This window comes from Stenotrophomonas sp. SrG, assembly GCF_050031795.1.
Lineage (GTDB): Bacteria > Pseudomonadota > Gammaproteobacteria > Xanthomonadales > Xanthomonadaceae > Stenotrophomonas > Stenotrophomonas rhizophila_A.
This window is the reverse complement of sequence record NZ_JBNBBE010000002.1, coordinates 27,156-46,548: the sequence shown is the minus strand read 5'-3', so window position 1 is coordinate 46,548 and position 19,393 is coordinate 27,156. Positions and strand designations below refer to the sequence as shown.

At 66.1% G+C, this 19,393-nt stretch carries 19 protein-coding genes, 6 tRNA genes and 1 other RNA gene (1 of these 26 running past the window's edge); 7 read left to right on the top strand and 19 right to left on the bottom strand.

The features are described 5' to 3' along the window. The first annotated feature begins 215 nt into the window (after window positions 1-215). On the top strand, window positions 216-836 hold the full coding sequence (locus ACQG3P_RS02060) for a cation transporter (RefSeq protein ID WP_426804049.1): 621 nt from the start codon (window positions 216-218) through the stop codon (window positions 834-836). Between the two features lie 21 nt (window positions 837-857). Here ACQG3P_RS02060 and ACQG3P_RS02055 read toward each other — a convergent pair whose 3' ends face one another. Further along, complete coding sequence (locus tag ACQG3P_RS02055) at window positions 858-1,175, bottom strand: DMT family transporter (RefSeq protein ID WP_426804048.1); 318 nt, start codon at window positions 1,173-1,175, stop codon at window positions 858-860. A 371-nt stretch (window positions 1,176-1,546) separates the two neighbouring features. Between ACQG3P_RS02055 and ffs the strand changes: the two genes are divergently transcribed. Beyond that, window positions 1,547-1,643, top strand: an RNA gene (gene ffs, locus ACQG3P_RS02050) — signal recognition particle sRNA small type. A gap of 38 nt (window positions 1,644-1,681) precedes the next feature. Here ffs and ACQG3P_RS02045 read toward each other — a convergent pair. Next, entirely contained in the window at window positions 1,682-2,437 is a 756-nt protein-coding gene (locus ACQG3P_RS02045; RefSeq protein WP_426804047.1) for an MBL fold metallo-hydrolase, read from the bottom strand. After that, window positions 2,437-3,186 carry a 3-deoxy-D-manno-octulosonic acid kinase gene (locus ACQG3P_RS02040; RefSeq protein WP_068849604.1) on the bottom strand — a complete coding sequence of 250 codons (750 nt, stop codon included), beginning with the start codon at window positions 3,184-3,186 and terminating at the stop codon, window positions 2,437-2,439. Before ACQG3P_RS02040 ends, ACQG3P_RS02045 begins: the two co-directional genes overlap by 1 nt. A 21-nt stretch (window positions 3,187-3,207) precedes the next feature. Between ACQG3P_RS02040 and ACQG3P_RS02035 the strand changes: the two genes are divergently transcribed. After that, entirely contained in the window at window positions 3,208-4,260 is a 1,053-nt protein-coding gene (locus tag ACQG3P_RS02035; RefSeq protein ID WP_426804046.1) for a glycosyltransferase family 9 protein, read from the top strand. On the opposite strand, the gene ACQG3P_RS02030 is transcribed toward ACQG3P_RS02035, so the two are convergent. Both ACQG3P_RS02030 and ACQG3P_RS02025 read right to left on the bottom strand, forming a co-directional pair. After that, window positions 4,242-4,646 carry a DUF6165 family protein gene (locus tag ACQG3P_RS02030; protein ID WP_068849600.1) on the bottom strand — a complete coding sequence of 135 codons (405 nt, stop codon included), beginning with the start codon at window positions 4,644-4,646 and terminating at the stop codon, window positions 4,242-4,244. The genes ACQG3P_RS02035 and ACQG3P_RS02030 overlap by 19 nt on opposite strands. A 302-nt stretch (window positions 4,647-4,948) precedes the next feature. After that, window positions 4,949-5,039, bottom strand: a tRNA-Ser gene (locus ACQG3P_RS02025). 171 nt (window positions 5,040-5,210) lie between these two features. Between ACQG3P_RS02025 and ACQG3P_RS02020 the strand changes: the two genes are divergently transcribed. Beyond that, window positions 5,211-5,915, top strand: coding sequence for a PP2C family protein-serine/threonine phosphatase (locus tag ACQG3P_RS02020; protein WP_068854556.1), 705 nt, complete (start codon window positions 5,211-5,213; stop codon window positions 5,913-5,915). A gap of 122 nt (window positions 5,916-6,037) precedes the next feature. On the opposite strand, the gene dnaQ is transcribed toward ACQG3P_RS02020, so the two are convergent. From dnaQ to ACQG3P_RS02005, 3 genes are read right to left on the bottom strand one after another with little or no spacing between them, the layout of a single operon-like run. Beyond that, a complete protein-coding gene (gene dnaQ / locus ACQG3P_RS02015) occupies window positions 6,038-6,763 on the bottom strand; it encodes a DNA polymerase III subunit epsilon (RefSeq protein WP_210131926.1) in 726 nt (241 codons plus the stop codon). Between the two features lie 4 nt (window positions 6,764-6,767). Next, complete coding sequence (gene rnhA / locus ACQG3P_RS02010) at window positions 6,768-7,220, bottom strand: ribonuclease HI (protein WP_068849587.1); 453 nt, start codon at window positions 7,218-7,220, stop codon at window positions 6,768-6,770. Window positions 7,221-7,232: 12 nt separating this feature from the next. After that, window positions 7,233-7,877: a methyltransferase domain-containing protein gene (locus tag ACQG3P_RS02005; protein ID WP_426804045.1), complete on the bottom strand. Its 645-nt coding sequence runs from the start codon at window positions 7,875-7,877 to the stop codon at window positions 7,233-7,235. An 11-nt stretch (window positions 7,878-7,888) separates the two neighbouring features. Between ACQG3P_RS02005 and gloB the strand changes: the two genes are divergently transcribed. Beyond that, complete coding sequence (gloB, locus tag ACQG3P_RS02000) at window positions 7,889-8,656, top strand: hydroxyacylglutathione hydrolase (RefSeq protein ID WP_426804044.1); 768 nt, start codon at window positions 7,889-7,891, stop codon at window positions 8,654-8,656. Further along, a complete protein-coding gene (locus tag ACQG3P_RS01995; protein WP_426804043.1) occupies window positions 8,653-9,855 on the top strand; it encodes a transglycosylase SLT domain-containing protein in 1,203 nt (400 codons plus the stop codon). The genes gloB and ACQG3P_RS01995 overlap by 4 nt, the downstream gene beginning before the upstream one ends. A gap of 70 nt (window positions 9,856-9,925) precedes the next feature. Here ACQG3P_RS01995 and ACQG3P_RS01990 read toward each other — a convergent pair whose 3' ends face one another. The 10 genes from ACQG3P_RS01990 to ACQG3P_RS01945 all read right to left on the bottom strand — a co-directional run bounded on the left by ACQG3P_RS01990 (window position 9,926) and on the right by ACQG3P_RS01945 (window position 19,186). Next, window positions 9,926-11,899, bottom strand: a complete 1,974-nt coding sequence (locus ACQG3P_RS01990; protein WP_426804042.1) for a peptidyl-prolyl cis-trans isomerase — start codon at window positions 11,897-11,899, stop codon at window positions 9,926-9,928. A 134-nt stretch (window positions 11,900-12,033) separates the two neighbouring features. Then, a tRNA-Asp gene (locus ACQG3P_RS01985) sits at window positions 12,034-12,110 on the bottom strand. Between the two features lie 27 nt (window positions 12,111-12,137). After that, window positions 12,138-12,212: transfer RNA gene (locus ACQG3P_RS01980), tRNA-Val, on the bottom strand. Between the two features lie 11 nt (window positions 12,213-12,223). After that, window positions 12,224-12,496 carry an HU family DNA-binding protein gene (locus tag ACQG3P_RS01975; protein ID WP_068849578.1) on the bottom strand — a complete coding sequence of 91 codons (273 nt, stop codon included), beginning with the start codon at window positions 12,494-12,496 and terminating at the stop codon, window positions 12,224-12,226. A 205-nt stretch (window positions 12,497-12,701) separates the two neighbouring features. Beyond that, window positions 12,702-15,167: an endopeptidase La gene (gene lon / locus ACQG3P_RS01970; protein ID WP_426804041.1), complete on the bottom strand. Its 2,466-nt coding sequence runs from the start codon at window positions 15,165-15,167 to the stop codon at window positions 12,702-12,704. A 141-nt stretch (window positions 15,168-15,308) separates the two neighbouring features. Beyond that, the gene (gene clpX / locus ACQG3P_RS01965; protein WP_068849575.1) at window positions 15,309-16,598 is read right to left on the bottom strand and encodes an ATP-dependent Clp protease ATP-binding subunit ClpX; all 1,290 of its coding nucleotides are present in this window, start codon (window positions 16,596-16,598) and stop codon (window positions 15,309-15,311) included. Between the two features lie 125 nt (window positions 16,599-16,723). Then, complete coding sequence (clpP, locus tag ACQG3P_RS01960; RefSeq protein ID WP_038690153.1) at window positions 16,724-17,350, bottom strand: ATP-dependent Clp endopeptidase proteolytic subunit ClpP; 627 nt, start codon at window positions 17,348-17,350, stop codon at window positions 16,724-16,726. Between the two features lie 65 nt (window positions 17,351-17,415). Beyond that, on the bottom strand, window positions 17,416-18,711 hold the full coding sequence (tig, locus tag ACQG3P_RS01955; RefSeq protein ID WP_068849573.1) for a trigger factor: 1,296 nt from the start codon (window positions 18,709-18,711) through the stop codon (window positions 17,416-17,418). A 191-nt stretch (window positions 18,712-18,902) separates the two neighbouring features. Continuing rightward, a tRNA-Leu gene (locus tag ACQG3P_RS01950) sits at window positions 18,903-18,987 on the bottom strand. 123 nt (window positions 18,988-19,110) lie between these two features. Further along, a tRNA-Lys gene (locus ACQG3P_RS01945) sits at window positions 19,111-19,186 on the bottom strand. Window positions 19,187-19,205: 19 nt separating this feature from the next. On the opposite strand from ACQG3P_RS01945, the gene ACQG3P_RS01940 reads away from it, so the two are divergent. Beyond that, the coding region (locus tag ACQG3P_RS01940; protein ID WP_426804040.1) for a hypothetical protein at window positions 19,206-19,393 on the top strand (188 nt) is incomplete at its 3' end. Beyond that, a tRNA-Lys gene (locus ACQG3P_RS01935) sits at window positions 19,366-19,393 on the bottom strand; it runs 148 nt beyond the window's last position. The genes ACQG3P_RS01940 and ACQG3P_RS01935 overlap by 28 nt on opposite strands.

Sequence of the window (19,393 nt, the reverse complement as noted above, 5' to 3'; positions counted from 1 at the left end):
GAGCAGCGGCCGGGGTTTCGGTTGGTTGCACCTTTTCATAGCAATCGGTGCCACCACGTGCAGAGCCAAGGGTCCGCTTTGCTCGGCACGAATGGGGCGGAATGGCGACCTTTACCGTAGCGCCGCGCCCTGCGTGGCTACCCTCCGTTCAGCACCGCGAAGCCACGCAGGGCGTGGCTCTACAATGGGGTACCCCCTTCAGATCCCCTACCCCCATGTCCGACTGCTGCGGCTGCGGAAAAATCGTCGACGTCGCCGCCCTTCAGGCGAAACAACGCCGCGTTCTGCGCATCGTCCTGGCGATCAATCTCGCCACCTTCGTGATGATGGCGGCCGCCGCCTGGTGGAGCCATTCCTCCTCCCTGCTCTCCGGCAGCCTGGACAACCTGGGTGACGCACTGACCTACGCGATCAGTCTGGCCGTAGTCGGCGCATCGATGCAGGCCAAGGCACGCGTGGCGTTGTTGAAAGGGCTGCTGATTCTCGGCGCGGCCATTGCCGTAGCCGTGCAGATCGGCTGGCGGCTCACCCACCCGGCCATGCCGCTGTTTGAAGGCATGGGCATTGCCGGTGCGCTGAACCTCGCCGCCAATGGCGTGTGCCTGTGGTTGCTGAATCCGTTCCGCAACGGCGACGTCAACATGGCCTCGGCGTGGGAATGCTCGCGTAATGACATTTTCGAGGGCGTGGCGGTGCTGCTGGCCGCGCTCGCGGTGTGGGCGTTCGGCGCGGGTTGGCCGGACCTGCTGATCGCCGCCGCCTTGCTGGTGATGTTCCTGCGCTCAGCGTTGCGGGTGCTGCGTTCGGCCTGGCGGGAGATGCGGGTTCAGGGTTGAACCCGCCGTCTCCTTCCGCCGTTACGCGCTCGACACCTTCATCAGCACCAGCCCGCTTACGATCAGCACCGCCGCGGCAATGCGCATCGCGCTCACCTGTTCGCCGAGGAACGCGATGCCGACGATGAACGCGCCGACCGCGCCAATACCAGTCCAGATCGTATAGGCGGTGCCCAGCGGCAGCGTGCGCATGGCCAGGGCGAGCAGCCAGAAGCTGGCAGCCATGGCGGCGAAGGTGATGAGCGACGGGGTGAGTCGGGTGAAGCCCTCGGATTGCTTCATCGAGAACGCCCAGACGATTTCCAGAACACCAGCAACAAGCAGATAGATCCAGGCCATGTGGCCCTCCTTATGGGGCCAGGTCGTCCTGGTCATTGTTGCCCGGTATGGGGGAGGCCGTTCCTCCTGGGGTGCGTGCAGCGGGGGAGAGTCCCGCTCTACGGTGAGGGCGATTCTAGGGGATGGGGCGCAGGATGGGGGTCTAAGGCGTGTTGGGGGTTACGAGGTGGTCAGGGTGGGTCGGGGGCACGCGCGGCGTGTTGCTACTCGGGAGGTTGTGCGCCAAGTGCCGAATCCGACTAACAGTCGGATCTACCGCGCCTGCGGGTCTACCGCGCTTGCGGATCTTCCGCACTTGCGGATCTTCCGCGCTTGGCTACGCCGCGCTATACTGGGTGACTGCACTTCGGTGCAACGTCTCTATGGCGGCCCCGTCGGCCCCTCGCGACGCTAGGTCGAAAATCCCGCCAGGGCCGGAAGGCAGCAACGGTATCGATCGACGCGGGCGCCGAGGTCAGCCGGCGGGGCCGTCACCCGTTTGGGCTGTCCATTCCACGTCTGGGTGATCAGGCCGTGGGCCTGGGAGCCGTTGGCTCGGCCAACGCCACGCACTCGCCCGGCATTGCGACCCGATGCCCCCGCTGGCGCAGCGCTTCGCCGTCGGCCTCGCTCGCATAGTGGTAGAGCATCATCCGCGCCTGCAGTTCGGCGCTGTACTCGCGTTCGAGATCGTCCACGCCGGTGTGCGACGGGTTGCCGTGCAGGCCGCAGTCGTGCGCGATCAGTTCGTTGTCGCCGGCGTAGCGCGCCAGCATTTCCGGAATCGGGCGGGTGTCGCCGCTCCACACCAGCGCGCCCTGCAGGCGCAGGCCGTAGGCGGTTTCGGGCCAGTGGTGGCGGACCGGGAATACTTCCAGGCGCACGCCGTCATGCCAGAACGCTTCGCCCACCACGATCAGCTGGAAGGCATCCCAGAAGTTGGCGCCACCTTCGGCCAGCACGTTGGGGTAATCGGCCACGCGCCGGTGCAGCAGCGGCACCACGGTGGCGGGTACGTACAGCCGGATGCGGCCGCGCCGCTGCGGCGAGAAGTAGGCATCCACGAACAGCCGCTCGAAGCCGGCCACGTGGTCCAGGTGCACATGGGTGACGAACAGCGCCTCGGGCATGCGCCCGTACTGGGCGAGGAACGCGGTAAGCCCCTCGCCGCCGCAGTCGATGGTCAGCCATGGCTCGCCACCGCGCTCGATCGCCGCCATCGGCGAACCCAGCTGCACGGCCGACGCGTTGCCGACCCCCATGAAGCGCAGTGCCCAGTCCATCAGTAGCCCCGGTTCCAGGCCAGGTCGTAGGCCCGGCGCAGGCGCGCGAAGTCCTTCTCGACCTCGTCGTGGCTGCGCTCGCCGCGCAGCTTCACCAGCGACCGGTGCAGGCGCTTGAGGTTCCGCTCGCGCCAGGCGGTGGCCGGGATGCGCTGCACGCCACGGTCGAAATCGATCAACCAGCCGTGGCCGTTGGCATCAAACAGGATGTTGTGGGCATTGAGATCGGCATGGTCCAGCCCGGCGCGGTGGAAACGCGCGATCAGCCGGCCGGTCTCTTCCCAGGGCGCGCCCCGCCCGGCCACCAGTGCGCGGTCGGCCAGCGAACGCACGCCTTCCAGGCGTTCCATCAGGATCGCCGCGCGGTAGCGCATGCCTTCGCGCATGTAGAACGCGGCGATCGGGCGCGGCACCGGCAACTTCAACGCGCGCAGGGCGCGCATCAGGCGGAACTCGGCGAAGCTGCGGGTGCGGTTGGCGCCCCGCCACAGGTACTGGTCGTGGCTCAGCTTGGCCGCCATGCCGCCGCGCAGGTACTGGCGCAGCACGCAATGGCCGAACGGCGCATCGACGAACCAGGCCCCGCCCCGTCCACCATCGCCGACCGGGCGCGCCCGGTCACCCCAGTGGCCCGGGGAGAACAGGCTCATCTCGGCTTGCCGCAGCCGTTCGCGGTCGAACAGAATGGCACCCATGCCGCGTCCATCGCGGCAGGGCGTCAGCGCTTCAGTGGCGTCGAATGCGACCATTCCTTCGAGTCTAACAACACCATGGCATCAGCGTCCTCTTCCTTGTGTCTTTTGCGTTTGTCCGCGCTGGGCGATGTCACCCACGTGGTGCCGCTGGTGCGCACCCTGCAGCAGGCACGGCCCGGGACCGAACTGCACTGGATCATCGACAAGGCCGGGCACAAGCTGCTGGACGGCCTGCCGGGCGTGGTGTTCCATGCCTACGACAAGAAGACCGGCCTGGCCGGCATGCGCGCCCTGCGCGCGTCGCTGCCGCCCGGCCGCTTCGAGGCGCTGCTGCAGATGCAGGTAGCCTTCCGCGCCAATGTGCTGTCGGCGTTTGTCCCGGCGGTGCGCCGGATCGGCTACGACAAGGCGCGTTCCAAGGACCTGCACGGTCTTTTCATCAACGAACGCATCCCCGACCGCCCCGGCATCCACGTGCTGGATGCGATCGGCAGCTTCTGCGAACCGTTGGGGATCCGCCAGACCGAGGTCAGCTGGGACCTGGCGATCCCGCCGGCGGCGGTGGAATGGGCGCAGGCGCAATGGCAGGACGATGGCCGGCCGGTGCTGATGATTTCGCCCTGCTCCAGCCACGTACGCCGCAACTGGTATGCCGACCGCTACGCGGCAGTGGCCAACCATGCGGTTGCACGGGGCTGGCGGGTAGTGCTGTGCGGCGGCCGCAGCGAACTGGAGCGCGGCATGGCGGACGCCATCCAGGCCCAGCTCACCACCCCCGCGCTGGACCTGGTGGGCAAGGACACCCTCAAGCAGCTGCCGGCCCTGCTGGCCCGCGCGGCGCTGGTGATGACCCCGGATTCGGGCCCGATGCACATCGCCAACGCGATGGGCACCAAGGTGCTGGGCCTGCACGCGGCCAGCAACCCACACCGCAGCGGCCCCTATTCGGACCGCCGCTACTGCGTGGACCGCTATGACGACGCGGCGCGGAAGTTCCTGGGCAAGCCGGCCAGCGAACTCAACTGGGGCACCAAGGTCGAGTTCGATGACGTGATGCAGCTGATCACGGTCGACGACGGCATCGCCGCCTTCGAACGCTACGTGGCCGATCAACCGCGCCCGCTGTAATCCTTGTAGGACTTCTCTTCGACGTAGACCGAGCCCAGCGCCAGGTTGATGTCCTTCTTGATCCGGGCGCGGGTGTCGTTCTTCTGGTAGACGCTGCGCGCCAGGGCGACGAACGCCTCATCGAACTCAGCGGCCTGGTCCTTCAGCCGGATGTTGTCCTCGATATCCCAGAGCTGCTCATTGATGTCCTTCAGCTCCATGCGCAGCTTGGCGATATCCGTGCCGCCGGCCGGATGCGCCATCCAGGTCTTCTCCAGTGCACTCAGCTCGGCGCGGATGTTGGCCAGCTTGCCCGGATCACTGATCCGCTCGGACTTGATCTGCAGAATGGAGATCTTGTCCAGCAGCTCGCCAAACGAGACGGGAACCTGGATTTCTGCGCTCATGGGGTCTCACCACTATTCTGTTGACCCCAGTTTAGCCGCAGAGCACCACCTGCGTGGCTGCCTTCGATCCGGACCGCGCCCAGCCACGCATGGCGTGGCTCTACGCGGCTTACGAAGCCTTTGCAGACGCCGTCGTTCGCTCACCACATCGAAGAGGCAAGCCCCTCTGTTGAGGGGCTGCCCCGACAGGGGCGGGGAGAGGAAGCATCGCGGGGGCAACGGCGCTACGCGCCGTTGCAATCCCCCCCTCTCCGCCAGACACGCAAAAAAGGCCACCCGAAGGGCAGCCTTTTTTGCGTGTCTGGCGGAGAGGGGGGGATTCGAACCCCCGAGGCGCTATAAACGCCTGCCTGATTTCGAGTCAGGTACATTCAACCGCTCTGCCACCTCTCCAGATGGTCCCCGGCGAACCGGGGAGCGAATAATACGGTCAGGAGCCGCCGACGGCAAGCCATTCCCGCGCTTCCGATGAATTTCTTCTGTATCGATGCCTTGCCGGATGTCCGCAGGGCCGCGATCATGCCGTTATCCCTCAGCAATGACACTCCTGGCCTGCGCACCTCCATGATCGAATTCGGACACCTGACCCACCCTGGCCTGCGCCGTGATCTCAATGAGGACACCTACTACGGGGACGGGGAGCTGGCACTGTGGCTGGTGGCCGATGGCATGGGCGGGCACGCCTGTGGCGAAGTGGCCAGCGCGCTGGCGCGCGAGACCATCGTGCGCGAGATCCGCCAGGGCGCCACGCTGGCGCACGCGATCCGGGTGGCCGATGAGGAAATCATCCGCACCTCGCGCCGCCGCAACGACAGCCTGCCGATGGGCACCACCGTGGTGGCCGCCCGGGTCCAGGGCAACCGCTATGAAGTGGCCTGGGTCGGCGACAGCCGCGCTTACCTGTGGCGCGACGGCAAGCTGGCGCAGCTCAGCCAGGACCACAGCGTGGTGCAGGAAATGGTGGCGCAGGGCAATCTGACGGCCGAAGAGGCACGCGCGCACCCGCACCGCAACGTGGTGACCCAGGCACTGGGGGTGACCGATCCGGCCCACCTGAACGTGGCCACCACCGCCGGCGAGCTGCGCCCGGGCATGCAGCTGCTGCTGTGCAGCGACGGGCTGACCGAGGAAGTGGAAGACACCGGGATCGCCCGCACCCTGGCCTACGACGACGCCAGTGCGCAGGAGTGCGTGGATACGCTGGTGGCCGCCGCGCTGGATGGGGGTGGTTCTGACAACATCACCGTCATTCTGGTGCGTTGCCATTGATGGCAGCCGTCACGACCAACGGTCGTGACCTACCGGGATACGCGTATGACCAGCGGTCGTGACATACCCGCATTCGACGGTCCGTGCCCGGCGGTAGATCACGACCGTTGGTCGTGATGCCTCTACGCGACGGCCTCTTCCACCTTCGGGCCATCCCAGATGGCATGCCCGGCCTTCTTGCGGAGCTTGGCCAGGCGCGCTTCGTGCGCCTCCCGCTCCGAGGCCGTTGCCACCACGCGCGGGCGCGGCAACAGGCGGCTGGTATCGAAGGCCTGCGCGTGTGCCGTACCCGGGCGGACGTCATCGGCCGAACCAAAGCCGATTTCCTCCTGGCCGGAGGTCAGTGCGATGTACACATCGCCCAGGATCTGCGCGTCGAGCAGGCCGCCGTGCAGCTGGCGGTGCGCGTTGTCCACGCCCAGCCGCTTGCACAGCGCATCCAGCGAGTTGCGCTGGCCCGGATAGCGCTCGCGCGCCATCTTCAGCGTATCGATCACCGTGCAGCGGTCGGTGATCTTGCCGTACTGGTCGCCCAGCAACGACAGCTCGTAATCCAGGAAGCCCAGGTCGAACGCGGCGTTGTGGATGATCAGCTCGGCGCCGTCGATGTAGGCCAGGAATTCTTCGGCCACCTGCGCGAACACCGGCTTGTCGGCCAGGAACTCCAGGGTCAGCCCGGTGACTTCCTGGGCGCCCTGTTCGAACTCGCAGTCCGGCTTGAGGTACTGGTGGAAGTTGTTTCCGCTCGGGCGGCGTTCCAGCAGTTCCACGCAGCCGATTTCGACGATGCGGTTGCCCTTGCGCCATTCCAGGCCGGTGGTTTCGGTATCGAGGATGATCTGACGCATGGGCTTAGTGTACCGGGCCGGCGGCACGGATCCGGATCGCGGCGTCGCGCGCCAGCGTATCCACCCGCTCGTTGTCCGGGTCACCGGAATGGCCCTTCACCCAGCGCCAGTCGATGCTGTGCTTCTGGGTGGCCGCATGCAGCCGCTCCCACAGGTCGCGGTTCTTGACCGGGTCGCCACCGGCGGTCTTCCAGTTCTTGCGGATCCAGCCCGGCAGCCACTGGGTCAGGCCCTGGCGCACGTACTGCGAATCGGTGAACAGCACGATCTCGCACGGTTCGGTCAGTGCTTCCAGGCCGGAGATGGCGGCCATCAGCTCCATCCGGTTGTTGGTGGTGTGCGCTTCGCCACCGCTCAGCTCGCGCTCGTGGCCCTTGTAGCGCATCAACGCGGCCCAGCCGCCGGGGCCGGGATTGCCGAGACAGGAACCGTCGGTGTGGATTTCAATGGTTTTCAATACAACTCCAGATCAGGTCGCCACGGTGCCGTGCCAACGGCGTACCGGCAGTGGCGTAGGTCCTGGCAGGGCCAGGGTACGTTTTTCGGCGGTGAACAGGCAGGCCGCGCGCAGGGCGGCGATGCTGCCGCGCTCGGGCGCGCGGTTGTGCCACATCGGGCCCAGCCAGGCCAGGTCGTCGCAGGCCAGCCCGGCCCGCTCCAGGGTGTGGCGCAGCCGCTGCGGGGTGCGCACCACCAACCCGTGCCGGCGCCACTGGCTGCGGAATGGGCTGAACGGATTGAGCGTGGACAGCCACAGCCGGCCGCCGGGCATCAGGACCCGCTCGCATTCGGCGATCAGCTGTTCGGCGTCGCGGGCGGTCACGTGCTGCAGCACGATGGCGTTGAGGCTCTCGGTCTGGAAAGGCAGCGGCAGCGCGCAGGTAACGTCGCCGGTGTAGCCACCCGCGCTGCGGTGCAGGCGCACGCCCTGCCCCGGCAACGCGGCATCTTCCAGCCAGGCCGGGGTCGGCGCGATCCACAACCAGGGGTTCAGCGGGTGAGAGGCCAGCACCGGCTCCAGGGCCTTGCGCTCCAGCTCACGCAGCGCCTGCGCCGGTTCAGTATCAAACCAGGATGCGACGGAAGCTTGACGGGGGCTCGGCGCGGCGGGCATGGTCCAATTCTATGCGACTGACTGCCCTACCCGCATTCGCGGACAACTACATCTGGGCGCTGGTCGCCGACGACGGCCGCGCGATCGTGGTCGACCCCGGCCAGGCGGCCCCCGTGGTGGCCGTCGCAGCGCAGCAGAACTGGCGCCCGCACGCGATCCTGCTCACTCACCACCACGACGACCACATCGGCGGTGTGGCGGAGCTGCAGGCCAGGTTTGCGGGGCTGGAGGTGATCGCCCCGCACGATCCGCGCATTCCCGGCGCCACCCGCCGGGTAGGGGAAGGTGAACGCATTCAGGCACTGGGGCTGGAGATCGACGTAGTATCCGTGCCCGGACACACCCGGACGCACATCGCATTTCACAGCGCTGAACATCTTTTCAGCGGAGATGCGTTGTTCAGCCTGGGGTGTGGCCGGATGTTCGAAGGTACGCCACCCCAGCTTCTGGCTTCCCTGCACAAGCTGGCGTCCCTGCCGCCGCACCTGTTGTTGTGCTGCGGCCATGAGTACACCGTGTCAAATGCCGTCTTCGCGCGGCATGTCGACCCCGCCAACGCCGCGCTTGCGCGACGCCATGAGGAGGCACTGGCCATGCGCCGCGATGAACGCCCTACGCTGCCCGTTACGTTGGCAAGCGAGCTGGAATGCAACCCGTTCCTGCGAACCGATACACCCGCTGTCCGCGCTGCCGTCAGCCGGCACCTCGGTCGTCCCGTCACCGATGAAGTCGATGTCCTGGCAGGTCTGCGGGGCTGGAAAGACGGATTCCGAACATGAGTCGGCGATGGTTGCCGCTCGCGGCAGGCCTGGCGATCGCCATCGCCGGCACCGCGGGCGCCCAGTCGCTGACTGCGGGGATGTCGCAGAACGTGGCCGGTTTGTCGCAGTTGCCGTTGGACGGCACTGCCCTGCCCCCCGCTTCCGTCCGCAATGGCCAGGACATCTTCGCCAGCTTCCGCGATGGCCTGGCCGAACCGACCTGCGACGTCGAGGCCACCAGCCCACGCTGGCAGAAACAGTTCGCCCATGCGCCCTCGCGCCTGGCCAACCAGGATGACGATGCACTGGTGCTGTTCGGCTATGTGGTCGAAGAGCTGCGCGCTGCCAACCTGCCCACTGAGTTCGCGCTGATTCCGTTCGTGGAAAGTGGTTACCGGCCCAACGCGCGCAATGGTGCCGGCCCGGCCGGGCTGTGGCAGTTCATCGCCTCCACCGCCAGGAACCACCGCGTGCAGATGACCAGCGGCTACGACGGCCGGCTGTCGGCGGCCGATTCCACCCAGGCCGCGGTGCGCTACCTCAAGACCCTGCACGGGATGTTCGGCGGCGACTGGCGCCTGGCCACCATGGCCTACAACGCTGGCGAATACCGCGTGCTGCAGTCGCTGCGCAAGGCCGGCATGAACGCGCAGAACGCGCGCCCTGCCGAGCTGCCGGGGCTGTCGCCGGTGACCTACGCGTACGTGGAGAAGCTGCACGCGCTGGCCTGCGTGCTGGAAAACGCTGAAACCACGCCGGCGGTGATGGCATCGCTGGACCGCACCGTGCCGGTGCTGAAGGGCCACACCCTGCCAGCCGGCACCAGCGTGCAGCAGTGGGCCGTACAGCGCTCGCTGGACCCGGCGCGCATCGCCCGGCTCAATCCGGCCCTGGCCAGCGGCAAGGGCCGCCCCAGCGGCCAGGTGACCGTACTGGCCCCGGCCACCCACGCGCCGGTGGACCCTTCGGTGATGCTGGCCCAGGCTGACGCGCCCGTGTCGGACACGATCAGCCCGCGTACGCAGACCCAGGTCGCCAGCCGCGCCGTTGCCAGCGCGGACCGTCCCAAGGCGCGCCGCCACACCGTGCGCAACGGCGAGTCTGCGTGGACGATTGCCAAGCGCTACGGGATGCCACTCAAGGCGCTGCTGTCGCTGAACAACCTCAGCGGCAGCAGCGTGCTCAAGCCCGGTGCGGTGTTGCGCGTCGAGGATTGAGGCGGATAAGGCGCAACAAAAAAGGCCCGGCATTGCCGGGCCTTTTTCGTAAGCGGACGCCAGCCAACCCTTAGAGGTTGGCTTCTTCGACCTGCACCTTGTAGTGCTTGCGCATGGCCTGGATGAAGGCCTTGGCCGAGGCCATGCCGTCTACCTGGTCCAGCTGGTCCTTGAACTGCTGCTTCTGCTCGGCCGGGACCTCAGCCAGGTTCGGCGGGGTCACCTTGTTGACCGCGAACACCACGTAGCGGTCCTGCACGGCGACCTTGCCATAGCTCGGCTTGCCTTCGGCCGGGGCCGGGGCGGCGAACACGGCGCGGTTGATCTCCGGGGTCGGCACCGGCTGGGTGCGCGGCAGGCCCGGCAGCGGGCTGAGCTGCAGCTTCTCTTCGGCGGCCAGCGCCTGCAGGGTCTGCCCGGCGTTGAGCTTGGCCAGCAGCGCGTCAGCGGCCTTGGCCGAGACCTGGCGGTTGCGGTCGGCGCGGATCGCGGCGATCACGCCGTCGCGGGCCTTGTCCAGCGGCAATGCCTGTTCCGGGCTGTGGTCGGTCACGCGGATCATCACGCTGTGGTCGGGCGTGATCGCGATCGGGTCGCTCACGGTGCCGTCCTGCACCAGCACATCGGAGAACGCCGCGCGCAGCACCGCCGGGTTGGCGGCAATGCCACTGGCGGTGTCGCGGGTGAACGGGCCGAGGGTCTGCACCTTCAGCTTCAGCGCATCGGCCGCGCCCTGCAGCGAGGTCGGGTTCTTGTAGACCTGGTCGACCAGGCGGCCGCTCAGTTCGGAGAACGCGCCTTCGTTGTCGGCCTTGAGCTGTTCGGCGGCGAGCTGGTCGCGGACCTCCTCGAACGGACGCTGCTGGCCACCACGGACCTCGCGCAGCTGCAGCACGTGGTAACCGAACTCGGTCTTGACCGGTGCGCTCACCTCGCCTGCCTTCATGCCAAACAGCGCGTCTTCGAACGGCTTGACCATGGAATCGCGTTCCACCCACCCCAGGTCACCACCGGTGGCCTTGGAGCCGGTGTCGTCCGAGTTGGCCTTGGCCAGCGCGGCGAAATCCGCACCCGGCGCCTTGGCCTGCGTGGCCAGTGCGGCGGCCTTTTCTTCAGCGGCCTTGAGCTTGGCCGGGTCGCTGCCATCGGCGGCGATCAGGATGTGCGATGCAAGACGGGCTTCGGGCGTGGAGAAGCGCGCCTTCTCGTCGGCGTAGCGCTTGCGCAGGGTGGCTTCATCGGCGGCGGCCGCCGGCGGCAGCGCGGCCGCGTTGATTTCCACGAACTCCAGCGACACGGTTTCCGGCTGGCGGAAATCCTTCGGGTGGCTGTCGTACCACTGCTTGATCTGTGCGTCGGTCACTTCTGCCGTATCGGCCGGCAGCTCCGGCAGCGCGGCGATTTCCACGTCACGCGTTTCGCCCAGCAGCTTCATCAGCCGCTCGGCCTCCACGCTGGTGACAAAACCCGATTCCTGCAGCGCCTGCGGAATGATCGACTGCTGCAGGCTCTCGCGCACCAGCGTTTCGAACTGCGCCGGGGTGCGCGGTGGGTTGCCGGTGGTCAGCGCCAGGCGGTACTGGTCCTGGTTGAACTTGCCATCGGGGCCGATGAAGCCCGGGATGGAGGCGATGGTTTCGCGCACGGCGGCGTCGCCGATGACGATGCCGGACTGTTCGCCGGCCAGGCGCACGACCTTCTCATCGATCATCTGGTCGAGCACGGCGCGCTTGTTCTCGGCGCTTTCGAATTGGCGCGGGTCGAAGTTCTCGCCCTGCTGCTGGCGGGCCTGCTGGCGCGCCTGCTCGAAACGGGTACGGAATTCTTCCGCACTGATTTCATGGTGCTGCCAGAGGAAGGACATCGGCCACCACGACGGCGCCGAGCGCCACCAGGTCGGCGGCGCTGCCACCTTGGCCACGTTCTGCGCGCCGACACCACCCAGGTAGCTGGAGTCGATCACGAACAGGAACGGAATCATCAGCAGCCCCAGGATCACGGTAACGATCCAGCCCGAGGTCTTGTCGCGAAGTTTCTGCAGCATGGGAGAAATCAAGGCCCGATTGGCGAATCCGGCAGTGTACCCCGCTTCGCGCCACTCCCCAACAGGGGCGCCCGGCACCCGGGCATCGCAGCAAAAAGAAAAGCCCCTGGTTTGCACCAGGGGCCTTCAAGAATTGGCGGAGCGGACGGGACTCGAACCCGCGACCTCCGGCGTGACAGGCCAGCATTCTAACCAGCTGAACTACCGCTCCACATTTCAAACTTTTACTGGCGGTGCATGGTGGGTGCTGAGGGTTTCGAACCCCCGACCCTCTCCGTGTAAAGGAGACGCTCTACCGCTGAGCTAAGCACCCCAGCAAGCCGCTTAGTTTACGGCATCCTTCAGGGCTTTGCCAGCCTTGAACGACGGATTCTTCGACGCAGCGATCTTGATGGTGTCGCCGGTCTTCGGGTTGCGGCCGGTACGGGCGGCGCGGTCGCGCACCTGGAACGTACCGAAGCCCACCAGGGTCACCGCATCACCGCCCTTCAGGGCCTTGGTGACAGCAGCGATGACGGCATCGACAGCGCGTTGCGACTCGGCCTTGGTCAGGTCAGCGGATTCGGCAACGGCGTCGATCAATTCGGTCTTGTTCATTCTGTACAGCTCCTTTGGCGGGGATTCCGCATGTTCGACAGTGAAGCATCCGGCCCGCTACGTGGCCGGACGCCAGTGAAGTTCTCGATTCGCACCCGTCAGCGTCTGCTGACTTGCGAGTGGTGCTTTTATACCAGCGCACCCCTACCCGCGCAAGCTGAAAAGCCAATAACGACGCGGGTTTCGGGCATTTCCCATGCGCGCGTCAGTGCTTGACGCGCGTTGTGGATGGTGTCTTGCTCTTGCCCCGCACTGTGACGCGTTGCCCATCCTTCTTCGGCTTGGGCGCGGTCAGCGGCGTTTCCAGGGCCAGGTCCAGCACCTCTTCAATCCACTTCACCGGAATGATCTTCAGGTCGCGGGTGACGTTGGCCGGAATGTCGGCCAGGTCCTTGCGGTTCTCTTCGGGGATGATCACGGTGGTGATGCCACCGCGCAGCGCCGCCAGCAGTTTTTCCTTCAGGCCACCGATGGCGGTGACGCGACCACGCAGGGTGATCTCGCCGGTCATCGCCACTTCGGCGCGGATCGGCACCTTGGTCAGCATCGACACCAACGAGGTCACCATCGCGATGCCGGCGCTGGGGCCGTCCTTCGGGGTGGCGCCATCGGGCACGTGCACGTGCACGTCATGCTTCTGCAGGAACTCGGCGTCGATGCCCAGCCGCTCGGCGCGCGAACGCACCACCGACAACGCGGCCGAGGCCGATTCCTTCATGACATTGCCCAGCTGGCCGGTCAGGATCAGCGCGCCCTTACCGGGGACCAGGGTGGATTCGATCTGAAGCAGGTCGCCGCCCACTTCGGTCCAGGCCAGGCCGGTGACCAGGCCGATCTCGTTCTGCTCTTCGGCGCGGCCGAAGTCGAAGCGGCGCACGCCCAGGTACTTCTCCAGGTTCCGGCCGTTGACCACCACCAGTGCCTTCTTTTTCGCCGCGGCCTTCTTGCCGGCCTTGGCCGGCTTGGCCAGCACCGCCGGACCGCCCAGCGCGATTTCCTTCACCACCTTGCGGCAGATCTTGGCTACTTCGCGCTCGAGGTTGCGCACGCCCGATTCGCGGGTGTAGTAACGCACCACGTCCTGGATGGCGTCGGCCTCGATTTCCAGCTCCTCCGGCTTCAGGCCGTTTGCCTTGAGCTGCTTGGGCACCAGGTAGCGCATGGCGATGTTGAGCTTCTCATCCTCGGTGTAGCCGGGGATGCGGATCACTTCCATGCGGTCCAGCAGCGGGCCGGGGATGTTGAGCGAGTTCGAGGTCGCCACGAACATCACTTCGGACAGGTCCAGGTCCACTTCCAGGTAGTGGTCGTTGAAGGCGTTGTTCTGTTCCGGGTCGAGTACTTCCAGCAGCGCCGAAGACGGGTCGCCACGGAAGTCCATCGACATCTTGTCGATCTCGTCCAGCACGAACAGCGCGTTCCTGCTGCCCACCTTGTTGAGGTTCTGCACGATGCGGCCCGGCATGGAGCCGACGTAGGTGCGACGGTGGCCACGGATCTCGGCCTCGTCGCGCACGCCGCCCAGGCTCATGCGCACGAACTTGCGGTTGGTGGCCTTGGCGATGGACTGCCCCAGCGAGGTCTTGCCCACGCCCGGCGGCCCGACCAGGCACAGGATCGGGCCCTTCATCTGCTTCACGCGCGACTGCACCGCCAGGTATTCCAGGATGCGGTCCTTGACCTTGTCCAGGCCGAAGTGGTCGGCATCCAGGGTGTCCTGGGCAACCTTGAGGTCCTTGCGCACCTTGGTGCGCTTCTTCCACGGCACGCCCAGCAGCCAGTCCAGGTAATTGCGCACCACGGCCGCTTCGGCCGACATCGGCGACATCTGCTTGAGCTTGTTGAGCTCGGCCTTGGCCTTGGCTTCCACCGGCTTGGGCATGCCCGCTTCGGCGATCTTGCGCGCCAGCTCTTCCAGCTCGCCCGGCGCATCGTCGAGGTCGCCCAGTTCCTTCTGGATGGCCTTCATCTGCTCGTTGAGGTAGTACTCGCGCTGGCTCTTTTCCATCTGCGACTTGACCCGGCCGCGGATGCGCTTCTCCATCTGCTGCACGTCGATCTCGCCGTCGACCAGGCCCACCAGCATTTCCAGGCGGTCGCCGACCTGCAGGGTTTCCAGCAGGCGCTGCTTGTCGGCCAGGCGCACGCTGATGTGCGCGGCGATGGTATCGGCCAGGCGCGCCGGTTCATCGATGCCGGCCAGGGTCTGCAGCAGCTCGGGCGGCAGCTTGCGGTTGGTCTTGACGTACTGTTCGAACAGCGACATCAGCGAACGGGCGATCGCCTCGACCTCACGCGGCTCGCGCGCGTCGTCCGATTCGATTTCCTCGGCCACGCCATGCAGCGAACCGTCGCGCTCGGCGACCTGGGTGACGTTGACGCGCGACAGGCCTTCCACCAGCACCTTGATGGTGCCGTCGGGCAGCTTCAGCAGCTGCAGCACCTGGGCCAGGGTGCCGACCTGGTAGAGATCGGCGGCGGTGGGGTCGTCGGTCTCGGCCGACTTCTGCGCCAGCAGCAGGATGCGCTTGTCGGCCTCCATCGCCTGCTCCAGCGCATGCATGGATTTGTCGCGGCCGACGAACAGCGGAATGACCATGTGCGGGAACACCACCACGTCGCGCAGCGGCAGTACCGGCAGGTCGAGAGTCTCAGTTGGGGAACGGGCCATGTGGGCTCCAGTTGAGCAGTGGGGATGGCCTCCGGGCAGCGTCACCCGGATACAAAAAAGCCGATGGCCCCGTTATGGGGCCATCGGCGTCCAGATGCAAGATGCTCTGAAAAAATCCCATCAATTCAAATGCTTGACGGATTATTCAGCGCCAGCGGCCTTCTGTTCAGGAGCCGGCGGAGTCTGGTAGATCAGGTAGGGCTCGGACTTGTGTTCGATCACCGATTCGTCCACCACCACCTTGCTGACGTTTTCTGCCGAAGGCAGGTCGTACATGGTGTCCAGCAGGACCGATTCGACGATGGTACGCAGGCCGCGGGCACCGGTCTTGCGCTTGAGCGCCTTGCGGGCAATGGCCGACAGGGCGTCCGGCCGGAACTCCAGCTCCACGTGCTCCATCTCGAACAGCTTCTTGAACTGCTTGGTGATGGCGTTCTTCGGCTCGGTCAGGATCCTGACCAGGGCCGCTTCGTCCAGCTCTTCCAGGGTCGCCACGACCGGCAGGCGGCCGACGAATTCCGGGATCAGGCCGAACTTGATCAGGTCTTCCGGCTCGACTTCGGCCAGCACCTTGCCCACTTCCTGCTTGCGCTCGGAGCTCTTGACCTTGGCACCGAACCCGATGCCGCCCGAATCGTTGGAGCGGGCCTGGATCACCTTGTCCAGCCCGGCGAACGCGCCGCCGCAGATGAACAGGATGTTCTTGGTGTCCACCTGCAGGAATTCCTGCTGCGGGTGCTTGCGGCCGCCCTGCGGCGGAACGCTGGCCACGGTGCCTTCGATCAGCTTCAGCAGCGCCTGCTGCACGCCTTCGCCGGACACGTCACGGGTGATCGACGGGTTCTCGCTCTTGCGCGAGATCTTGTCGATTTCATCGATGTAGACGATGCCCTGCTGCGCCTTTTCGACGTCGTAATCGCACTTCTGCAGCAGTTTCTGGATGATGTTTTCCACGTCCTCGCCCACGTAACCGGCTTCGGTCAGCGTGGTGGCGTCGGCCATGGTGAACGGCACGTTGAGCAGGCGGGCCAGGGTTTCGGCCAGCAGGGTCTTGCCCGAACCGGTCGGACCGACCAGCAGGATGTTGGACTTGGCCAGTTCGACTTCGTCGTTCTTCTGGCGGCTCTCGATGCGCTTGTAATGGTTGTACACGGCCACGGCCAGCGTGCGCTTGGCCCGGTTCTGGCCAATCACGTACTGATCCAGGACTTCGAGGATCTCGCGCGGCTTGGGCAGCGAACTGCGCGCCGACTGCGCCTTTTCCTCGAGCTCTTCACGGATGATGTCGTTGCACAGCTCCACGCATTCATCGCAGATGAACACGCTTGGCCCAGCAATCAGCTTGCGCACCTCGTGCTGGCTCTTTCCGCAGAAGGAGCAGTAGAGGATCTTGCCGGTTTCCGTGGAACGACCTTGGCGGTCTTCGCTCATGCTTCGCTTACCCAGTTACCCCACCCGCTGAACGGGGGTTCGATTCGAGAATAGCACAGGGTCGGGAGGACGCCAGTCCAGCCCGACCCTGCGGAAACAGGCCGGTTTCCCGGCCTGGCGGCACATCAGGCCGGGGTGATCGACTCTTCCGGACGGCGCTCGAGCACCTGGTCGACCAGGCCGTAAGCCACCGCATCGGCCGCGCTCTTGAAGTTGTCGCGCTCGGTGTCGCGCGCGATGGTCTCCAGCGACTGGCCGGTGTGCTTGGCCAGCACTTCGTTCAGGCGCGAACGCAGGGTCAGGATCTCACGGGCGTGGATGTCGATATCCGTGGCCTGGCCCTGGAAGCCGCCCAGCGGCTGGTGGATCATCACGCGCGAATTCGGCAGCGCGTAACGCTTGCCGGCCGCGCCGGAAGCCAGCAGCAGCGCACCCATCGAGGCGGCCTGGCCGACGCAGATGGTGCTCACGTCCGGCTTGATGTACTGCATGGTGTCGTAGATCGCCATGCCGGCGGTGACCACGCCACCGGGCGAGTTGATGTAGATGCTGATGTCCTTTTCCGGATTGTCCGCTTCCAGGAACAGCAGCTGCGCCACCACTACGTTGGCCATGTGATCGTCGATCGGGCCCACGAGGAAGATCAGGCGCTCCTTCAACAGGCGCGAATAGATGTCATAGGCGCGCTCGCCGCGGCTGGTCTGTTCGACCACCATCGGAACCATGTTCAGGGCTGTGGTTCGGTTGTCCATTGTGAGGCACCTATTTTGGGGGGAACGACCCCGCGCCGGGGCGCGGGGCGTAAAACGCGGGCCGCTTACTGGCGGATCGCGTCCTGGAACGACAACTGCTCTTCCGTGTGCTGGGCGCGCTCGGCGATCCAGTCGATCACCTGCTCTTCCATCACGCGGTTCTGCAGCCCACTCATCAGCTGGGGGTCGTTGCGGTACATCTCAATGACCTGCTCCGGCTCTTCATAGGTCGAGGCGATCAGGCGCATGGTTTCGTTCAGGCGCTTGGGATCCAGGCGCAGGTCGTTGCGGCGGGCCACTTCGCCGACCAGCAGGCCAACCAGCACGCGCTTGGCGGCCGCGTCCTTGAAGCCTTCATGGGCGTCGGCCGGGATTTCGCCCGGGTTGCGGCCGCTGCGGCGGATCTGCTCGACCTGCTGGGCCAGCATGGCGCGGGCTTCGTTGTCGACCAGGCGCGGCGGCATTTCGACCGAGGCGTAGGCAGCGATCAGCTGCTCGCCCACTTCACGGCGCAGGCGGTTCATCAGGGCGCCCTTGAGCTCGCGCTCCAGGTTGGCGCGGATGTCCTTGCGGAACTGCTCCACGTCGCCGCCCTTCACGCCGAAGCTCTTGATGAACTCGGCATCCACCTCCGGCAGCACCGGCGCGGACACGTCCACCGCCTTGACGGTGACCTTGACCTGCTTGCCAGCCAGCGCCGGCACGCGCCAGTCGGCCGGGAACTCGACGTCCAGGGTCTTTTCTTCACCCTTGGCCAGGCCGACCAGGCCCTGTTCGATCTGCTCGAACATCATGCCCTGGCCCACCACCACGCTGCCCTTTTCGGTGCCTTCGGCCGGCAGGCGCTCATCGCCGGCCTGCGACCACGTTTCCAGCGCCACCAGGTCGCCCTCCTGGGCGCCACGGTCCACCGGGCTCCAGCTGCGGCGCTGTTCGCGCAGGTTGGTGATCATCTGGTCGATGTCGGCGTCGTTGATCTCGGCGGTGTGGCGCACGACGGTCAGCTTGCTGACGTCGACGTCGCCGAAGTCCGGCACCAGCTCGACGGTGGCCACGAAGGAGAACTCACCTGCGTCGCCCTTGTCGATGCGCGGCGCGCCGGCAATGCGCAGTTCGTGCTCGCGGATGGCGGCATCGAAGGTCTCACGCAGCAGGCCGTCAACGGCTTCGCTGCGAACCTGCTGGCCGAAGCGCTGCTCGATCACCTTGGCCGGCACCTTGCCCGGGCGGAAGCCCTTGATGCGCGCGGTGCGGGCGATTTCGCCCAGGCGGCCGCTGATGTGGGTCTGCAGGCGGTCTTCCGGCAGCGAGAAGGTCAGGCGGCGTTCCAGATTGCCGGTGGATTCGATCGAAGCTTGCATGTTGACTCCTGCCAACCGGTGGCGACGCCCCCGGCACGATGTGATTGGATGAAACGGGTTGAGAACGCGGGGTCGTGGACGCGCCTGCCCGCCGCAGCCCTGTAGTTTGGCCGATAACGGCCAGCGCCGCCAGCAGGGTGCCGGGAACGTCATTCCGGGGCGTGTTCAGGGGAGTCCCCTGCCCTGTCAGCTGGTGCGAAAGGGGGGACTCGAACCCCCACGCCTTGCGGCACTGGAACCTAAATCCAGGGCGTCTACCAATTCCGCCACTTTCGCGCTGGGCGCATTGTACGTGAAGACCAGAAGCAGGTCGCAGGTCGCAACACGCCATGCGTGTCCGCGCCATGCCCGATCGCAGGCAAGAAAAAAGCCACCCGGCGGACCGGATGGCTTCTGTCTTGGTGGGCTGTCAAGGATTCGAACCTTGGACCTATTGATTAAGAGTCAACTGCTCTACCAACTGAGCTAACAGCCCGAAAATCGGGAGGCGAATTATGACGCAATGCCGCACGGCGTTGCAAGGGGTTTCTGCGGAAATCGTTCAGACGCGGACGACGGGGGCGGGCACCGCGCAGGGTCACGCCATGCGTGTCCGCGCCATACCGGATCGCAGGCAAGAAAAAAGCCACCCGGCGGACCGGATGGCTTCTGTCTTGGTGGGCTGTCAAGGATTCGAACCTTG